Origin of the sequence: Undibacter mobilis (genome assembly GCF_003367195.1) — a bacterium.
Taxonomy (GTDB): domain Bacteria; phylum Pseudomonadota; class Alphaproteobacteria; order Rhizobiales; family Xanthobacteraceae; genus Pseudolabrys; species Pseudolabrys mobilis.
Map to the genome: position 1 here is coordinate 2,272,978 of NZ_QRGO01000001.1, position 16,445 is coordinate 2,289,422.

The following is a 16,445-nucleotide window of genomic DNA, read 5'->3' on the forward strand; positions in this document are numbered from 1 at the left end:
AGGCCCGACCCAGTCGAAGGGATACGGAGCCGCGCACAAAGGGAGGAACGGATGACTTTCGAAGCAGGAATTTCACGTCGCAGTTTGCTGCGCAGTCTTGCTGGCGGCGCCGCCGCGACAGCGCTTGCAACAGCTCCCGCGCTCGCCGAGGATTATCCGGCCAAGCCCGTCACGCTGGTCGTTCCCTATGGGCCCGGCGGCGCAACGGATACGGTCGGCCGCGCGGTCGCCGATGGTCTGGCCAAATACTGGAAGAAGTCGGTCATCGTCGAGAACAAGGCCGGTGCCGGTTCGAATATCGGCGCGGAATACGTCGTGCACCAGAAGCCCAACGGCTACACCATGCTGGTCGCTACCGATCCGGCGCTGTTCCTGAATGAGTTCGTTTACAAGGAACTGCCTTTCAGCCCGGAAAAGGATTTCGAGCCGGTCACGCACCTGATGAACGTTCATTCCATCCTGGTCGTGTCGCCGTCCCTCAAGGTGAACAACCTGAAGGATTTCATCGCCAAGATGAAGGCAGAAGGATCCAAGTATAACTACGGCTCGCCAGGCGTCGGCGACGGCAGCCACCTTGGTATGGAATGGCTGAAGAACGAAGCCGGCGGATTCGAAATGACGCATATCCCGTACACGGGCATGGGCCCGGCCGTGCAGGGAATGCTGTCGCGCGACCTCCACGCGCTGATCGTGTCGGTGGTCACCGCCAAGCAGCACATCGATTCCGGAAAGATGATTCCTATCGCCGTTTCCGGCAAGAAGCGGGCCCCCGGACTGCCGGACGTCCCAACCTTCGCGGAGCAGGGCTTCCCGCAGATCCGGCTTGGCTTCGCGGTCGGCCTGCTTGCGCCCAAAGGCACGCCGCTGGAGCTGCGCGAGCAAGTCGCCAAAGGAGCGAATGCAGCTTTCAGCGATCCGGAATTCCAGAAGAAGTATGTCGACACGCTCGGTTACGAGGTGATTGCCAGCACGCCGCAGGAGTTTGCCGCGTTCATCAAGACCGAACGCGAGAACGCCAGACGCGTGGTGAAGCTGGCTGGCGCCGAAAAGCTTCAATGACCGTTGCTAAGCGAGCGTTGGAACGACGCCGCCCGTGAGCCCGGCTCACGGGCCGACCAAAGGGGGACAACCAATGCCGCGCCTTTTCGCGATGTCGGACTTCTGGTCCGGCATTCTGTTCATCGTCACCGGTTCGGTGGCTTTGTGGATCGGCCGCAACTATCCGCGCGGCACGCTTTCGCAGATGGGGCCGGGCTTTTTCCCGCATGTCATCAGCGTTGTTCTCATCGGCATCGGATTGCTGATCGTCCTGCAGGCGATGCGCGCGGACGGGCCCGGCGAATCGACAGGGCCCTGGCCGTTGCGGGCGCTGGTTCTGGTGTCCGCCGGACTGATCCTCTTCGGACTGCTCGCGCCGGTCGCCGGAATCGTTCTGGCGGCATTTGCAGTCGTCGTGCTGCCCGGTTTTGCGACGGCCGATGTCAGGCCGATCGAGCTGTTGGTCGTCGCGGCCGCGCTCGTGGTCGTCGCCGTCGTCGTCTTCGTCTACGGCCTTGGTCTCAATCTTCCCGTTTTTCCCTGGAGCTGATCCGTGGATCTTCTGTCCAACATCGTCCTCGGACTCGGCGTCGCTATGACGCCGGAAAATCTGCTCTATGGTCTGTTCGGGTGTTTTCTCGGCACGGCGATCGGCGTGTTGCCAGGCATCGGCCCGATCGCCACCATATCGCTGCTCCTGCCGCTTACATTCGTTCTGCCGCCGCTCGGCGGCCTGATCATGCTCGCCGGCATCTACTACGGTTCGCAATACGGCGGTTCGACCACGGCGATCCTGGTCAACATGCCCGGCGAAACATCCGCGGTCGTCACCTGCATCGATGGCTACGAGATGGCGCGTCAGGGCAGAGCGGGTCCTGCGCTGGTGATCGCGGCGCTCGGATCGTTCTTCGCCGGCACTGTGGCAACGGTCATCATCGCGGTTGCCGCTGTGCCTTTGGCTGACGTTGCGCTCGAATTCGGGCCGCCCGAATATGCGGCGCTGATGTTTCTCGGGCTCATTGCGTCCGTGGTGCTGGCGAATGGCGTCTTCCTGAAGGCGCTGGGCATGATCTTCCTCGGCTTGTTGCTCGGCACGATTGGGACCGACGTCAATTCGGGCGCCGCGCGCTACACATTCGGCTTCTTCGAATTGTCAGAAGGGCTCAATTTCGTGCCGCTCGCGGTTGGCGTGTTCGGCATTACCGAAATCCTGTCCAATCTCGAACGGCGGCATGAGGACGGTGTTTCGACGCAGAAGCTCAGCCGGCTATGGCTGTCGCGCGAGGATATCAGGCGCGCGGCGCCCGCGGTGGCGCGGGGTACGCTCATGGGCTCGCTGCTCGGATTGATTCCCGGCGGCGGTATCATTCTCTCGACCTTCGCCTCCTACACGCTGGAAAAGAAAATCTCCAAGCAACCCGAGAGTTTCGGCCGCGGCGCGATCGAAGGCGTTGCCGCGCCCGAATCCGCCAACAATGCGGCCAGCCAGATTTCCTTTATTCCGATGTTGACCCTCGGCATTCCGCCGACGGCCTCGCTTGCGATGATGATGTGGGCCATGACGGTTCACGGCATTCGGCCCGGCCCGCAGGTCATGAATTCCAATCCCGAGCTCTTCTGGGGGCTGATCGCCTCCATGTGGATCGGCAACATCATGCTGGTCATTCTCAACCTGCCGATGATCGGCTTGTGGGTGAAATTGCTCCACGTGCCCTACAGGCTGCTCTTCCCGGCGATTCTCCTGTTCTGCGCCATCGGCGTTTACAGCGTGAACACGGCGTCCTTCGACATCTATCTCGCGGTGCTGCTCGGACTGTTCGGCTATATGCTGCGCAAGTCCGGCTGCGAGCCGGCGCCCTTTCTGCTCGGCTTCATCATCGGTCCGTTACTGGAAGAAAATCTCCGCCGGGCCATGCTGATTTCGCGCGGCGACCCCATCATCTTCATGACCCGGCCGGTGAGCGCCGCGCTGATCTGCATCTCAGCCGCGCTGCTTTTCATGCTTGTCCTGCCGGCCTTTCGGCGCAAGCGTCAGGAAGCGTTCCGGGAAGCCTAGGGGCTCGTCCGCGATTTCATCCGAATCGGACGTCGAGGACGATATTCTGAAACAGTTCACCGTCGAACGCCCGTAATCTTGCGATGCGATAGGCTATTTAATGACATTCGCGGATGCCTGGAGACCAAACGGCATCAAAATATTGAAACGGTTCATTGACAAGCCGTTGTTCCTTCATCAATCTCCTGCCGAAGCCCCACGAAGGGCTGCCGCAGCCGGTTCCGGTGCGGCAAACCTGGCGCGTCAGACCTCACCGGTCAGGCGGACCGACCAGTCAAAAAATCGGGAGGAGACCATGCGAAAGTCCGTCGTCACCGCTCTTAGTGTGCTGCTGGCATTCAGTTCGTCTGCCCTTGCGCAGCCCAAGCAAGTGCTCTTCGGGGCGCTTCTGCCCCTGACAGGCCCGGCCGCGCCGATCGGCATCGAAGAACAGCAAGGCGTCCAATTTGCTGTCGACCAGATCAACGCCAGGGGCGGAATCAGGGGCGTGCCCGTCAAAATTCTGTTCGACGACAGCCAGGGCAAGCCGGATCAGGCCGTCCTTGCCTTCAACCGCATGATTGATCTCGAAAAGGTCCCGGCGCTGCTGACAGCGTTCTCCTCGATCTCGCTGGCCATCGCGCCGCTTGCCACGCGGCGACAAGTGCTGGTCGTCAATCCGGCGGCGCAGACCGACAAGCTGGAGAATGCGTCCCCTTTCCTGATCAACACGCTGCCCATGGTGCGGCAGGAGGCAGGCGTCCTCGCCAAATACGCAATCAAGAACATCGGCAAGACGGCCGCCATCATTTATGAGAACGCGGCAGCCGGCATCGACGGCAGCACCGACTTCCGTAAGTACTTTGAAGAAGCCGGCGGCAAGATCATCGCCGAGGAGCCGGTGGAGTTCGGCCAGACCAATTACCGCTCAACGCTTCTGAAGATCGCCGCCGCCAAGCCGGACTTCGTCTACATCGCCATCACGCAAAGCCACGACGCGATGGCCAACCAGGTCGGCCAGATTCCGGGCTTTCCCACGGGCATCGGCAATACCTTCTCGCGGCCGTTCTTCGGCCATGCGTCCACCGAGGGGTGGTACCAGACCGCCATTCAGTCGGGCTATCCGGACAATGCGACCGTCGCCGCCTTCAAGAAGCAGTTCAACGCGGAAGACATGGGTTTCTTCGCGCGCGAATATTTCAACGCCACCAATATCGTCCTGAAGGCAGCGGAGAAGGTGCTTGCCGACGGCGGTGAGATCACCGGGCCGGCGCTGCGGGATGCCGTACTGAAGATCCGCACGTTTGATTCACCGGTGGCGAAGATCAACTTCGAGAGCAACACCGCGTCGCGGCCCGTCGAAATCCTGCGCTACAAGGGCAAGGAACGCGTCATGGTCGAAACCGCACAGTCCGCGAACTGAGCGCGGACGGAACCGCCGGCGATGCTTTACCTGCAACTGTTCATCGATGGCGTTGTCAGCGGATGCGCCATCGGGCTCGTCTCTGTGAGCTTCTCCTACTTCTACGCGACCACGGGGACGTTCCATGTCGCCCATGCGGGGATTTACACGCTGAGCGCCTATGTCAGCTGGTGGCTGGTAGCGAACGGCGTGCCCTTCATGGCCGCGTTCGCGCTGGCGATCGTCGCCGCGGCAGCCGTCGGGTACCTCACCCAACGGCTGCTCTACGAGCGGCTTGCGCGGAGCTCGGCATCGCCGCTGGTGATGATGATCGCCTCGATCGGCTTGCTCACGGTGCTGCAGAACGTCGTCGCGATTATGTTCACACCCAACATCGTTCAGTTCGATTTGCCCTGGCGGCTGTCGCATCTGAGCTTCGGAAGTATCTCGCTCAGCTATCCGCAGGCGTTGATCGCCGTGTTGAGTCTGGTGATAGTCGTCGCGTTGGTACTGTTTTCCCGGCACTCCACGCTCGGCAAACGCATCCGCGCGGTCACGTCCAATCCCGATCTCGCCGAGATCACCCGTCTGGCGCCGAAGCAGGTTTTCGCGCTTGTGCTCGCGATAAGCTCGGCCATCGTCGCCGTGCCGGCCGTGCTCACCGGCGTCGACCAGGCGCTTCAGCCCTATACCTCGCTTCTCGTTTTGCTGACTGCGGTGATTGCCATGATCGCCGGCGGGATTGGCAGTCTGCCGGGCGCGTTCGGCATGTCGATCGTCCTTGCCGTCGTGCAATCGATGTCGGTTGCCTTCATGTCGGGCCGCTGGAGCGTAGCCGCGGTGTTCGGCATCTTCATCGTGTTCATCCTGTTCAGGCCGCAAGGGCTGTTCCGCAGCCGCTTCGGCCGGGCTGTTTGAGGCCCGGGCGATGAACTACTTCCTCTCCTTCGTCATTCTGGCCGAGATTTTCTCCATCGCGGCGCTGTCGACCAATCTGCTGATCGGCGTGATCGGCATCTTTTCGGTCGCCCAGGCGGCCATTATGGGCGTTGGAGCCTACGCGACGGCCCTTCTCATGATGGCCGGCGTGCCTTTTCCGCTTGCAGCGCTGGCCGCGATCGTGATGTGCGCCGCGATCAACGTGCTGTCGTCGCTGCCATCGCTGCGGCTGGCGGGAGACTATTTCATCATCACGTCTTTCGGCACGCAGCTTGTCGCGACGGCCGTGTTCATCAACTGGCAGAACCTCACCGGAGGGGCCACGGGGCTGGTCGGCATTCCGATCGCCGAGATCGGCGGCTATGCCTTCGCGTCCTCGCAGCAGTTCGCGGCCTTGGCCACCGGTTGTCTGATCGTTATCGCCGCCAGCTTCTGGCTGCTGATGCGGTCGCCCTATGGAAAGCTTTTGCACGCGATCCGGCTGAACGAAGTGGCGGCCGTTGCCGCTGGCCGGAAAGTGTTGCGCGCCAAGGTCGGCGTCGCCGCGGTCTCCGGCGCCTATGCGGGCGTCGCCGGCGCGCTTTATGCCACCTATATCAGTTTCATCGATCCCGTTTCCTTCGACATTCACGTCTCGGTTCTGGTGCTGACCATGTTGGTTGTCGGCGGCGCTCGGACACTAGCCGGATCGATTATCGGCCCGTTCTTGTTGCAGGCCATTCCGCAGCTTCTGGCCATGATCGACATTCCCTCGACGATCGTTGGGCCGGTGCGCCAGCTCGTCTACGGCGTCATCCTGATCGCCTTCATGCTCTGGCGACCGCAAGGCATTGCGGGGAGGAAGCTGTGACGACTTACTTCTCCGTGACGAATGTCACCAAGCGCTTTGGCGGTCTCGTCGCCCTCGACGATTGCAGTTTCGACATCGAGCCGCTGCGGACGAGCTGTGTGGTGGGCCCCAACGGCGCCGGGAAGACCTCGATCTTCAACGTCATCACCGGCTTCATCCGGCCGGACACCGGGTCGGTCACATTCAAGGGCGAAGACATCACCCAGGCTTCGCGACATCATCGGGTCGACAGGGGCATCGCGCGTACGTTTCAGAACCTTCAGCTCTTCGAGGAACTGACCGCGCTCGAAAACGTCATGGTCTGCCTCAAGGACGAGAGCGCCAACGATCCGTTGACCGCGATCTTCAGGCCGTTCCACACCAATGCGGTGCTGCGCCGGAAGACGGCGGAAGCGGCCACGTTGCTCGAACAGGTGGGGCTTGGTCACAAGCTGAACGCCGCCGCCTCCAGCCTGAGCTACGGTCAGAAGAAACTTCTGTGCATTGCGCGGGTATTGGCGACCGGAGCCGAACTTGTGCTGCTCGACGAGCCGACCTCCGGCCTCGCGGCCGGAGCGCTCGACGCGATGGTCGAGTTGATCCACAAGCTGAAGGCCCAGAACCGGACCCTGCTTGTGGTCGAACACAACACCCAGATCGTTCAACGCATCGCGGACGAGGTTCTGTTCTTTCATCGCGGCCATCTGATGGCCCGCGGAACGCCGGCTGAAATCGTCGCGAATGAAGAACTTGGCCGAATCTATTTCGGAAAAGGCGCCAGCCGATGACGCTCGAAGCGCGCGATCTCGTCGCCGGTTATGGCGACAAGGCCATCCTAGACAAGGTGTCGTTCACGCTGAAGGACGGGGAGATCCTCGCTTTCTTCGGTCATAACGGCGCCGGCAAATCCACAACGCTGAAAGCCGTCATCGGGCTCATTCCGGTGCAGGAGGGCGAACTGCTGCTCGACGGCGAGCGCATCGACAAGCTGCCGATCGGCGCCCGGCTCGACCGCGGCATCAAGTTGTTGCCGGAAGGGCGCGGCATCTTTCCGGATCTCAGCGTGAAAGACAGCATCGATATCGTTGCGCAGCGCAATTGCACGCCCGGCGGCAGCAAGATCGGCCGTGATGACGTCTATGCGCTTCTGCCCAACCTCGCGAAACTCAGGAATTCTGTCGCAGGCGAGCTGAGCGGCGGACAGCAACAGATCCTCGCTTTTGCGCTGGCTCTGCTCGGGTCGCCGCGCTGCATCCTGCTGGAAGAGCCGTCGGTCGGGCTGCAGCCCGACCTCGTGGAGGAGTTGTTCGGCAAGATACGCGAGATATGCGGCCGTCTCGGCGTCTCGGCTATTCTGATAGAGCACAAGATCGCCTCGGCGATGAACATCGCCGATCACGTGATGATCATCAACAGCGGCCGGCTTGTCTTCAACGGCAGCAAGGCCGACGCAGAGACGATCAATCTCTGGGGTTATTTCTAAGCGGGCGCGGGTGATATGAAGAAGCTGATCAACGATCCTCGCGACGTGGTGCGCGAGATGCTGGAGGGGTTGGTCCAGGTTTCGCCGGGTCTCGCGCTTCTGGAAGGCGAGACCGTGGTGATGCGCGCGGAGCTGCCGCCCGATCCGGCATCGCGTCCCGTTGCCGTCCTGTCCGGCGGTGGCAGCGGCCATGAACCCGCCCACGCTGGTTATGTCGGGCCGGGAATGCTGAGCGCCGCCATTGCTGGGGATGTCTTCACCTCGCCCAGCGTCGACGCGGTGCACGCGGCGATCCGTGCGACCGCGGGACCGGCGGGCGCCGTGCTGATCGTCAAGAATTACACAGGAGATCGTTTGAACTTCGGTCTGGCGGCAGAGCTAGCCCGACAGGATGGCATTCCGGTCGAGATCGTGGTCGTGGCCGACGATGTCGCGCTTCGCGATACGGTGACGCGGGAAAGACGCCGGGGCATCGCCGGGACGATTCTGGTTCACAAGGTCGCCGGAGCCGCCGCGGGGAGAGGTCATACTTTGGCGACGGTCGCGGCGCTGGCGCGCAGGGCAGCAGATCGCGTCGGCACGATGGGTGTCGGCCTCGGGTCCTGCATCGTGCCGTCCGCCGGGGTGCCGAGTTTCCAGCTTGGCGCCGATGAGATCGAATTTGGTCTCGGTATTCACGGCGAAAAGGGTGTGCGCCGGACGTCCATGTCCAGCGCCGACGCGATCGTCAAAGCGATGCTGGAGCCGCTTCTCGACGAGATGAAGCCGGCCAAAGGCGAGCCGGTTGCGTTGCTGGTCAATGGGCTTGGCGCCACGACGCCGATGGAGCTTGCCATTGTCACGCGCGCGGCGTTCGGTGAACTTGAGTCGCGCGGCCTTGTCGTTGGCCGGGCCTGGACCGGCGCACTCATGACCGCGCTGGAAATGCCGGGATGCTCCATCTCGCTTCTGCTGCTGGATGGTGAATTGACCGGCCTGCTGGACGATCCGACACAGGCGATGGCCTGGCCGGGGTCCGGCAAGGTTGCCGCAACGCCGCGTGTGGTCGCCGCACCACCGGTGAACAAGCAGCCGGAGGGCGTGGCTGTCGATGGACCGCTCTCGCAGACCATGCGGCGTGTGGTCGACCACGTCGCAAATGCGCTGGAGAACGCCGAGCGCCATCTGACCGATCTCGACAGCCGCGCCGGCGACGGCGATCTCGGCGCCAGCATGGCGCGCGGCGCGGCGGCGCTGCGGACGTTGCCGGCGTTCAGTTTCGCGTCGCCTGCACCGCTGTTGTTTGCGATCGGCGAAACGCTTCGCCGCGTCATTGCCGGAAGCTCCGGACCTTTCTATGCGACCGCGCTGCTGCGCGCATCGAAGAGCCTTTCTGGCGCCGACACACCGGATGAGCAGCAATGGCGTGCGGCCTTTGCGCGTGGCGTTGCGGCGATCGCTGAGCTTGGCGGCGGCAGGGAAGGGGATCGCACCATGCTCGATGCGCTCATCCCGGCAAGCCAGGCATGGCTGGACGGTTCGTGGCCCGATGCCGTCCGGGCCGCTGAAGGCGGCGCGCTCCGCACGGCGGATATGTATCCTCGGCTCGGCCGCGCGAGCTATTTGGGCGACCGCGCCGTCGGTGTACCGGATGGCGGCGCGGTAGCGGTTACCATCTGGATGGCGGCGATCAGCGAGGCGCTCGGCTGACATGAAGCTGTTCTGGTCAAGCCGGTCGCCCTTTGTGCGCAAAGTGATGATCGTTGCCCACGAGCTCGGGATCGCCGAGCGTATTGAACATGTCCGCACGGTGGTACACCCGGCCAAGCCGAATGCCGAAGTGATGGCCTTTCATCCCATCAGCAAGATACCGGCCCTGATCTCCGACGACGGGCAGGCGATCTACGATTCACGCGTTATCTGCGAGTACCTCGACGATCGTTTCGGCAAGGGCGCGCTTCTGCCAGCTTCCGGCCCCGGCCGCTGGCAGGTGCTGACGCGTCATTCGATGATCGACGCGCTCACTGAAACTTGCGTGATGTGGAACGGCGAACGCCGCAAGCCGCAGGAGCTCAGGGATGAACAAATCGTCGCCGCGAGCGCGGTTCGCGTGACGTCGGGTCTTAATGCTCTCGAGGCGGACATTGCATTCTTCGAAGAAGAAGGGCTGACGCTGGCGCATGCGGCCGCCGCGAGTGCCTTGGCCTATCTGGACTTTCGCCTCGACACGTTTGCCTGGCGCGAAAGCCAGCCGCGGCTCTCCCGGTGGTTCGCGGAATTCTCGAAGCGTCCCTCCTTCGTCGAGACTGCTTTCGCTGACGTTTACTGAAGAGTGCGTAAGCGCCGCCGGAGTCGGTTGAGACAGTAGACCGGGGAGTGTTTCTGGACTATGAACCGGTTCATATAGGAACAAAGGTGTGAAATGACAGGAGGTTGGTGCGAGGTGGGTGGGGTGGCGCTCCGGTACAGATGCGACGGATCGGATGGCCCCTTCCTGATCCTCATCCACGAAATGGGCGGGATGATCGAATCCTGGGACCGTGTGGTGCCGCTGCTTCAGGACCGCTTCCGGATATTCCGCTTTGACATGCGTGGCGCGGGAATGTCGGAGAAAGTGAGAGAGGGCATCCGCGTCGATCAACTTGCCGACGATCTGGCGGCCCTGCTTGACACAGTGGGCGTCACGGAAAGGGCGGTCGTGGCCGGCTGCGCCGTTGGCGCCGCGGTGGCGTTGAGCTTTGTTACTCGCCATCCGGAACGCAGTGCCGGCCTTGTGCTGATGAACCCCGCGCTCAGCGTGACGCCGGAGAATCTGCCGGCGTTGCGAGCGCGTGCCGAGCATCTGCGTCAAGCCGGCACCCACGGCATCGTCGAGGAATCGCTGGCGAGCGGCTATCCAGAGTCTTTTCGCGCCGTCGACGCGGCGTATTTCGAGATGTTCCGCGCGCGTTGGCTGGCAAACGATCCGGAAAGTCTTCGCGCGCATTTCCTGATGCTGGCGGGCATGGACCTTCGCGGAGACGTGCCGAAGGTCGCTTGTCCGATACTTGGCATCAGCGGGCGGCTCGATCCGTTGCGGCCGACCAGTTACGTCCGCGAGCTTCTCGACCTCGCGACAAACGCGCGGCTGGTGGTCATCGAAGCCGGTCATCACATGCCGGATCAGGCGCCGGACGCGGTCGCCCAAGAGCTTGCAGCTTTCGTAACGCACGTCATGGGGTCTCGGGCGGGAGAAGCGGCATGATCGGAAACTGGCGCATCGGTGACATCAAGGTTGCGAACATCGTCGAGTATTTCGGTCCGACTCATCAGCCCGAAGTTGTGTTTCCGGAGTTCGACCGTGCGGTCTTCGGTCGACGCGAAGCCGAACTTCCGCCGATGCACTGGTATCCGGAAATGAACCGGTTCGTCATTGGCATCCAGATATGGGTCGTGTTTGCCCCGCCCAATATCGTTGTCGTCGACACCGGCGTCGGCAATGGCAAACCACGGCCGGCCGCACGCATGGACCAGCTCAACACGCTGCTGCCGGCGTGGCTCGAAGCGACTGGTGTGAAGCCCGATCAGGTCACGCATGTCGTGATGACGCACCTCCACAGCGATCACGTCGGCTGGAACACCGTCCTCGACAATGGCCGTTGGGTGCCGACCTTTCCCAATGCGCGCTATCTCATGCCCAAGCGCGACTTCGACTACTTCAAAGATTTGAGTGAGAGCGGTAAGGCAGGAGAGCCGTCTTTCTCCGACAGTGTGCAGCCCATTCTCGACGCCGGCCTCGCCGATTTCATCAATGGCCAGGCGGAGGTTGCAGACTGCCTGCAGGTGACCGACGCGATCGGCCATACGCCGGGCCAACTCAATTACTGGCTTCGCTCGCGCGGCGAGACCGGTGTTTTCTCGGCCGACATCCTCCATCACCCGGTGCAGGTCCTCAATCCCGGCTGGAACACGGCGTTCTGCGTGCTGCCCGATGAGGCCAAGGCGACCCGTCTGAAATTCCTCCACGAAGCGAGCAGGACCGAAGCGCTGGTCATGCCGTGTCATTTCCCGCCGCCGCACTGCGGCTTCATCCGGCGCCAGGGCGACGCGTTCGCCTACGAGCCGGCGGTCTGAGAACCCTTCATCCCAAGAGCAAAGAAGTAGTCACATGGCAAACAGCAAGACGATCGTTACCTGCGCCATCACCGGCGCGTCCCTGACACCTTCCATGTCGAAGGCGCTGCCGGTGAGCGGCGAAGAAATGAGAACGCAATCCGTCGACGCGGTGAAGGCCGGCGCCGCGATTGTCCATCTTCATGCGCGCGAGCCGGACGGGCGGCCGACCAACGCCATTTCCGTATGGCGCGAGTTCATCCCGCACATCCGCGAGAAGACCGACGCCATCATCAATATGTCGGCTTCCCTCGGTTCGACAGCGGAGTCGCGGCTCGAGGCGGTTCTGAACCTGCGGCCTGACATCGCAACCGTCATCGTCGGTTCGATGAACTACGGCCTGTTCCGCAAGGCGGAAAACCAGGGCGTTTCCATTTTCAACACCGAGTGGGAGCGCGAGGCGTTTGGACCGAAGAGCTACGAGATCGTCACGTCGAACAGCTTCGGCAAGATTGCCCGGATGATTGACATCCTGATCGACAATGACATCGCCATGGAGTTCGAGTGCTACGATGTCGGCCATCTCTACATTCTTGAGCGCCATCTCAGCACCAAGAACGTCAAGAAGCCGATCATCGTGCAGTTCCTGACGGGAATCCTTGGCGGCATTCCGTCCGATATCGATCATCTGCTGCACATGAAACGGACAGCCGAGCGGCTCTTTGGCGACGATCTGATCCTGTTTACGCACGGCACTGGGACCGGCAACATCCGAGCGGCGACTAATGGCGCGCTGATGGGCACCCATGTCCGAGTCGGCCAAGAAGACAATCTGTTCGAGTTCCCCGGAGTCCCATTCGCGTCCAACGCCGCTCAGGTTGAGAAGATGGGCCGGATCTTCCGCGAATTTGGGATCGAGATGGCGACCTCGGCGGAAGCCAGGAAAATCCTGCACCTGTAAGCAGGGTTGTGGATGCCGCAGCCGCGGCGGTGATGTCTCGACGTTACCTCCCGGCCATGCGTTGTGCTATTTCGATTTCACCGAGCCGCGGAAGTTGACGCGGGCATCGCAGCGAATAGTGATCGGCGCCTCGCCTTCACCGCTCATGCGCCGCGCCAGCAGATCCCATGCGATCTGCGCCAACTCCCGCGTCGGCTGCTGGATGCAGGACAAAGTCGGCCAGAGCGCTTGCGCCCAGTCCGGCTCTTCCGCACACAGCAAGCCGACATCGTCCGGGTAGCGCAGGCCAAGCGTGCGCATGGCCTCAATGGCCCATGCCGCAAGGAGGCTGCTGCTGGCCACGACGACGCAGCGCGGGTTCGCGGCAGGGAGCACGCTTGCCAGCATATCGCGGAATTCTCCCTGACTCTTGCCGCACTTCAAAATTTCCAGCTCAACCGGACGCCCGCTTTCCTCAATGGCGTCGCGCATTCCAATGATGTTCTGTCGGACGACGGAGAAATTGGGGAACTGGGTTGCGACGATCAGTCGTTCGTAGCCCCATTCGATCAGATTCAATGTCGCCCGCCGGAATGCCGCCCTGTGATCGACCAGAACCTGGTCGGCTCCAAGCTCGTCTTCGACGAAGCGGTTGATCATCACCGTCGGCATGGCAGAAGCGGCGAGCTTTGCCAAAGCCGGGTCGCCCCGCCGCGTGGGCAATATCAAAACACCACTCGCGCGCGATGCGATGAGGCGTTCGACGCGCGCTTGCTCGCGGGCGGGATCGTGCCGGGTGATGACATGGACGAGCTCGAAGTCGGCGGCGGTGGCGTGCCCCTCCAGCGCGTCGGACATGTGGACGAAGTTCGAGGACGTCATGTTTGGCACGCACAGCCCGACCACGGGATAGCGCTGGCTGCGCATGCCTTTGGCAAGCAGGCTGCCGCTGAACGACAGGGCCTTGATCGCTTGCTCGACCTTCTCCTTGCGCTTGGCGCTGACCGTCGTGCGGCCGTTGATGACATTGGAAACCGTTCCGACCGATACGCCGGCAAGCGCCGCGACATCGCCGATCGTGGCCTTACGGTCGGTTTGCATGATCGGGCGGGGGGGGCGGTCTTTTATGCGGGGCAAGGATGAAGGCCTCTGTCGATGACTTTTCTATACGCCAGCTCCGCAAGCATGAAAGGATTTTTGAAAGGGTACAATTGCTCCGCAGGGACAACACTTTACTTCAAACGCGCCAAGCGCTCAAACCGCGTGAAAAAAAATCGTTAACAATCAATATGTTGCCGGATGATGGACTCGGCCGTCGAACGTGCCGGCCAGCCAGGAACGAAACGGCGCGAACGAAGTGCCGGGCGAATCAGGCGCTTACTGAATGCTCGGTCCGCGGCTTTCGGCGGTCCGAAGGGTGCGGCGGGATCGCGATAGGACACTCTTGCTCTTACGTCGCGAGTTCATCCGCCATCCTAATCAGATAATCGGAAAATGTTTTGCGATCGCGCGCGCTGAAGTCGTCCAGCGTCGCCCAATGCAGTTCGAACAGCCGCGGTGTCAGCGTGTTCACCATGCTGACCCGAAGCGGGTGATTATTAAAATCACCCGCCGTAAATGGTAAGCGCTAACGCTACAACAGTGGTTTGGCTTATTGAAAAGTTGGCGCTTTAGACGGGTCTTGCTCGACTGGCTAAATGAATGGCTTGCGTCTCAGCGGCCGTTAACGAGCGCTGCGTATCAACGGCGGCATTGAAGGCCTGTCGACACGTGGCAGCCTCATCTCTTGTGCGGAATTAGCTGAGAATTAGTTTTAGCCAAGCCTTTCTAGTAGAAAACTTAATGAAATCAGATATTTAGTTTTATTCACAGCGTTAACCAATTCTTAACGAAACCGTTTTCTGGCCCGGTCGCCCGGCTATCCTCGTACCGTTGAGGAGCAGCCCAATGATGACCTGGATGGCGGCGGTCAAAATCGCGTTCAGCAAACTCGCCTCTCGCGACTTCAAGGTCACGGGAAGGGCGTTGCGTGTCGCCGTCAAGGGGGCCTTCCTTGTTTTGATGGCGCTGATGATCGTCACTTATGCGGTATCGGTGAGCCAGAGCGCGGCCCCGCCGCCCGAGCCGCTGCCCGACCACATCTACTCCTGAACACAGCCCGGCCTTGCGGCCCTGCTGCGCCGCAGCTTGACGCGCGCCGCGCGCCCCGACAGGTTGCCCGCACTTTGCTCGATCAGCCGGGGCCCGCCGTGACCGCCGATACCGTCGCCGACAAGACCGATCCCACACGCTTTGCCGCCGCGATCGGCGAGTTGAACGCCGCATTTGGCAACCGCGTTGTCACCTCGCGCGCGGTGCGCGAGCAGCACGGCAACACCGTGACCTGGATCGCCAACCAGGCGCCGGACGCCGTGGTCTATCCGCAGTCGACCGAAGACGTGCAGCAGATCGTGCGCATCTGCGCGAAGCACAATATGCCCATTATTCCGTTCGGCACGGGTTCGTCGCTCGAAGGGCATGTCAACGCGCCGCAGGGCGGCGTGTCGATCGACTTCCGCGACATGAACAAGCTCGTCACGGTCCATGCCGAAGACCTCGATTGTGTCGTGCAGCCCGGCATCACGCGCAAGGAATTGAACGAACAGCTTCGCGACAGCGGTCTGTTCTTCCCGATCGATCCCGGCGCCAATGCCTCGCTTGGCGGTATGGCGGCCACGCGCGCCTCGGGCACCAACGCGGTGCGCTACGGCACCATGAAGGACAATGTGCTGACCATGAAGGTCGTGCTGGCGAATGGCGAGGTGATCGAGACCGCGCGCCGCGCCAGGAAGACCTCGGCCGGTTATGACCTCACGCGCCTGATGATCGGTTCGGAAGGCACGCTCGGCATCATCACCGAACTGACCTTGAAGCTCGCCGGCATTCCCGAAGCCATCGCCGGCGGGCGCTGCCCGTTCCCGTCGGTCGAGGCGGCCTGCAATGCCACGATCATGACCATCCAGTCCGGCATTCCGGTGGCGCGCATTGAGCTGCTCGACGCCATGCAGGTGCGCGCGCTCAATTTGGGCTCCAAGATGGGGCTGCCGGAAACCACATTGCTGCTGATGGAATTCCACGGCACCGACGCCTCGGTGAAGGAGCAGTCGGAGCGCTTCGGCGAGATTGCCGCCGAGTTCGGCGGCGGGCCGTTCGTCTGGACGGCGCAGGCCGAGGAACGCACCCGGTTGTGGGAGGCGCGGCACAATGCCGCTTTCTCCAATTTCCAGCTTCGTCCCGGTGCGGCAATGGTCGCGACCGATGTGTGCGTGCCGATCTCGCGGCTGGCCGATTGTGTCACCCAGACGCAGGCCGATATCGCCGAGAGTCGCATCCTGGCGCCGATCGTCGGCCATGTCGGTGACGGCAATTTTCACCTCACCATGCTGATCGATATGAACGATCCCGACGAGGTCAAGCGCGCCGAAGCCCTGTCCGAGCGTCTGGTCAAGCGCGCCCTGTCGATGGACGGAACCTCGACCGGCGAGCACGGTGTCGGTCAGGGCAAGACCAAATATATGGCCATCGAACACGGCGCCGCCGGCGTCGCGGCGATGCGGGCGATCAAGCAGGCGCTCGATCCGCAGAACATCCTCAACCCGGGCAAGATGTTGCCGGCGGGGTGACCTGTCCCCCCGACATAGATTTGCCAACGGAAACTGCAAATAATGC

Annotated in this window: 17 protein-coding genes; 15 read left to right on the forward strand and 2 right to left on the reverse strand. The window is 62.1% G+C overall.

The window, feature by feature from the left end; genetic code table 11:
* The first annotated feature begins 51 nt into the window (after positions 1-51).
* The 13 genes from DXH78_RS10765 to DXH78_RS10825 all read left to right on the forward strand — a co-directional run bounded on the left by DXH78_RS10765 (position 52) and on the right by DXH78_RS10825 (position 12,758).
* A complete protein-coding gene (locus tag DXH78_RS10765) occupies positions 52-1,059 on the forward strand; it encodes a Bug family tripartite tricarboxylate transporter substrate binding protein (RefSeq protein ID WP_115517025.1) in 1,008 nt (335 codons plus the stop codon).
* Between the two features lie 73 nt (positions 1,060-1,132).
* On the forward strand, positions 1,133-1,588 hold the full coding sequence (locus tag DXH78_RS10770) for a tripartite tricarboxylate transporter TctB family protein (RefSeq protein WP_115517026.1): 456 nt from the start codon (positions 1,133-1,135) through the stop codon (positions 1,586-1,588).
* Between the two features lie 3 nt (positions 1,589-1,591).
* The gene (locus tag DXH78_RS10775) at positions 1,592-3,094 is read left to right on the forward strand and encodes a tripartite tricarboxylate transporter permease (RefSeq protein WP_115517027.1); all 1,503 of its coding nucleotides are present in this window, start codon (positions 1,592-1,594) and stop codon (positions 3,092-3,094) included.
* A 100-nt stretch (positions 3,095-3,194) separates the two neighbouring features.
* Positions 3,195-4,496 (forward strand): ABC transporter substrate-binding protein, encoded by a 1,302-nt coding sequence (locus tag DXH78_RS10780; protein WP_115517028.1) that lies wholly within the window; start codon positions 3,195-3,197, stop codon positions 4,494-4,496.
* 21 nt (positions 4,497-4,517) lie between these two features.
* Entirely contained in the window at positions 4,518-5,393 is an 876-nt protein-coding gene (locus tag DXH78_RS10785; RefSeq protein ID WP_115517029.1) for a branched-chain amino acid ABC transporter permease, read from the forward strand.
* A 10-nt stretch (positions 5,394-5,403) separates the two neighbouring features.
* Positions 5,404-6,264: a branched-chain amino acid ABC transporter permease gene (locus DXH78_RS10790; RefSeq protein WP_115517030.1), complete on the forward strand. Its 861-nt coding sequence runs from the start codon at positions 5,404-5,406 to the stop codon at positions 6,262-6,264.
* Positions 6,261-7,031 carry an ABC transporter ATP-binding protein gene (locus tag DXH78_RS19875; RefSeq protein WP_168192774.1) on the forward strand — a complete coding sequence of 257 codons (771 nt, stop codon included), beginning with the start codon at positions 6,261-6,263 and terminating at the stop codon, positions 7,029-7,031. The genes DXH78_RS10790 and DXH78_RS19875 overlap by 4 nt, the downstream gene beginning before the upstream one ends.
* On the forward strand, positions 7,028-7,726 hold the full coding sequence (locus DXH78_RS10800) for an ATP-binding cassette domain-containing protein (RefSeq protein WP_115517031.1): 699 nt from the start codon (positions 7,028-7,030) through the stop codon (positions 7,724-7,726). Before DXH78_RS19875 ends, DXH78_RS10800 begins: the two co-directional genes overlap by 4 nt.
* Before the next feature lie 15 nt (positions 7,727-7,741).
* Positions 7,742-9,415 (forward strand): dihydroxyacetone kinase family protein, encoded by a 1,674-nt coding sequence (locus DXH78_RS10805; protein ID WP_115517032.1) that lies wholly within the window; start codon positions 7,742-7,744, stop codon positions 9,413-9,415.
* 1 nt (position 9,416) lies between these two features.
* Positions 9,417-10,034, forward strand: coding sequence for a glutathione S-transferase (locus tag DXH78_RS10810; protein ID WP_115517033.1), 618 nt, complete (start codon positions 9,417-9,419; stop codon positions 10,032-10,034).
* Between the two features lie 114 nt (positions 10,035-10,148).
* Entirely contained in the window at positions 10,149-10,949 is an 801-nt protein-coding gene (locus DXH78_RS10815; protein ID WP_210209538.1) for an alpha/beta fold hydrolase, read from the forward strand.
* Positions 10,946-11,818 carry an MBL fold metallo-hydrolase gene (locus tag DXH78_RS10820; RefSeq protein WP_115517035.1) on the forward strand — a complete coding sequence of 291 codons (873 nt, stop codon included), beginning with the start codon at positions 10,946-10,948 and terminating at the stop codon, positions 11,816-11,818. Before DXH78_RS10815 ends, DXH78_RS10820 begins: the two co-directional genes overlap by 4 nt.
* A 34-nt stretch (positions 11,819-11,852) precedes the next feature.
* On the forward strand, positions 11,853-12,758 hold the full coding sequence (locus DXH78_RS10825) for a beta-keto acid cleavage family enzyme (RefSeq protein ID WP_115517036.1): 906 nt from the start codon (positions 11,853-11,855) through the stop codon (positions 12,756-12,758).
* A gap of 66 nt (positions 12,759-12,824) precedes the next feature.
* On the opposite strand, the gene DXH78_RS10830 is transcribed toward DXH78_RS10825, so the two are convergent.
* Together DXH78_RS10830 and DXH78_RS20240 are read right to left on the reverse strand one after the other, a co-directional pair.
* On the reverse strand, positions 12,825-13,838 hold the full coding sequence (locus DXH78_RS10830) for a LacI family DNA-binding transcriptional regulator (protein WP_115517037.1): 1,014 nt from the start codon (positions 13,836-13,838) through the stop codon (positions 12,825-12,827).
* Positions 13,839-14,187: 349 nt separating this feature from the next.
* Positions 14,188-14,310, reverse strand: coding sequence for a hypothetical protein (locus DXH78_RS20240; protein WP_283805618.1), 123 nt, complete (start codon positions 14,308-14,310; stop codon positions 14,188-14,190).
* Positions 14,311-14,684: 374 nt separating this feature from the next.
* Here DXH78_RS20240 and DXH78_RS10835 point away from each other — a divergent pair, with 374 nt between their 5' ends.
* Both DXH78_RS10835 and DXH78_RS10840 read left to right on the forward strand, forming a co-directional pair.
* Positions 14,685-14,888, forward strand: coding sequence for a hypothetical protein (locus DXH78_RS10835; RefSeq protein ID WP_115517038.1), 204 nt, complete (start codon positions 14,685-14,687; stop codon positions 14,886-14,888).
* Positions 14,889-14,986: 98 nt separating this feature from the next.
* The gene (locus tag DXH78_RS10840; protein ID WP_115517039.1) at positions 14,987-16,399 is read left to right on the forward strand and encodes an FAD-binding oxidoreductase; all 1,413 of its coding nucleotides are present in this window, start codon (positions 14,987-14,989) and stop codon (positions 16,397-16,399) included.
* Positions 16,400-16,445: the final 46 nt, after the last annotated feature.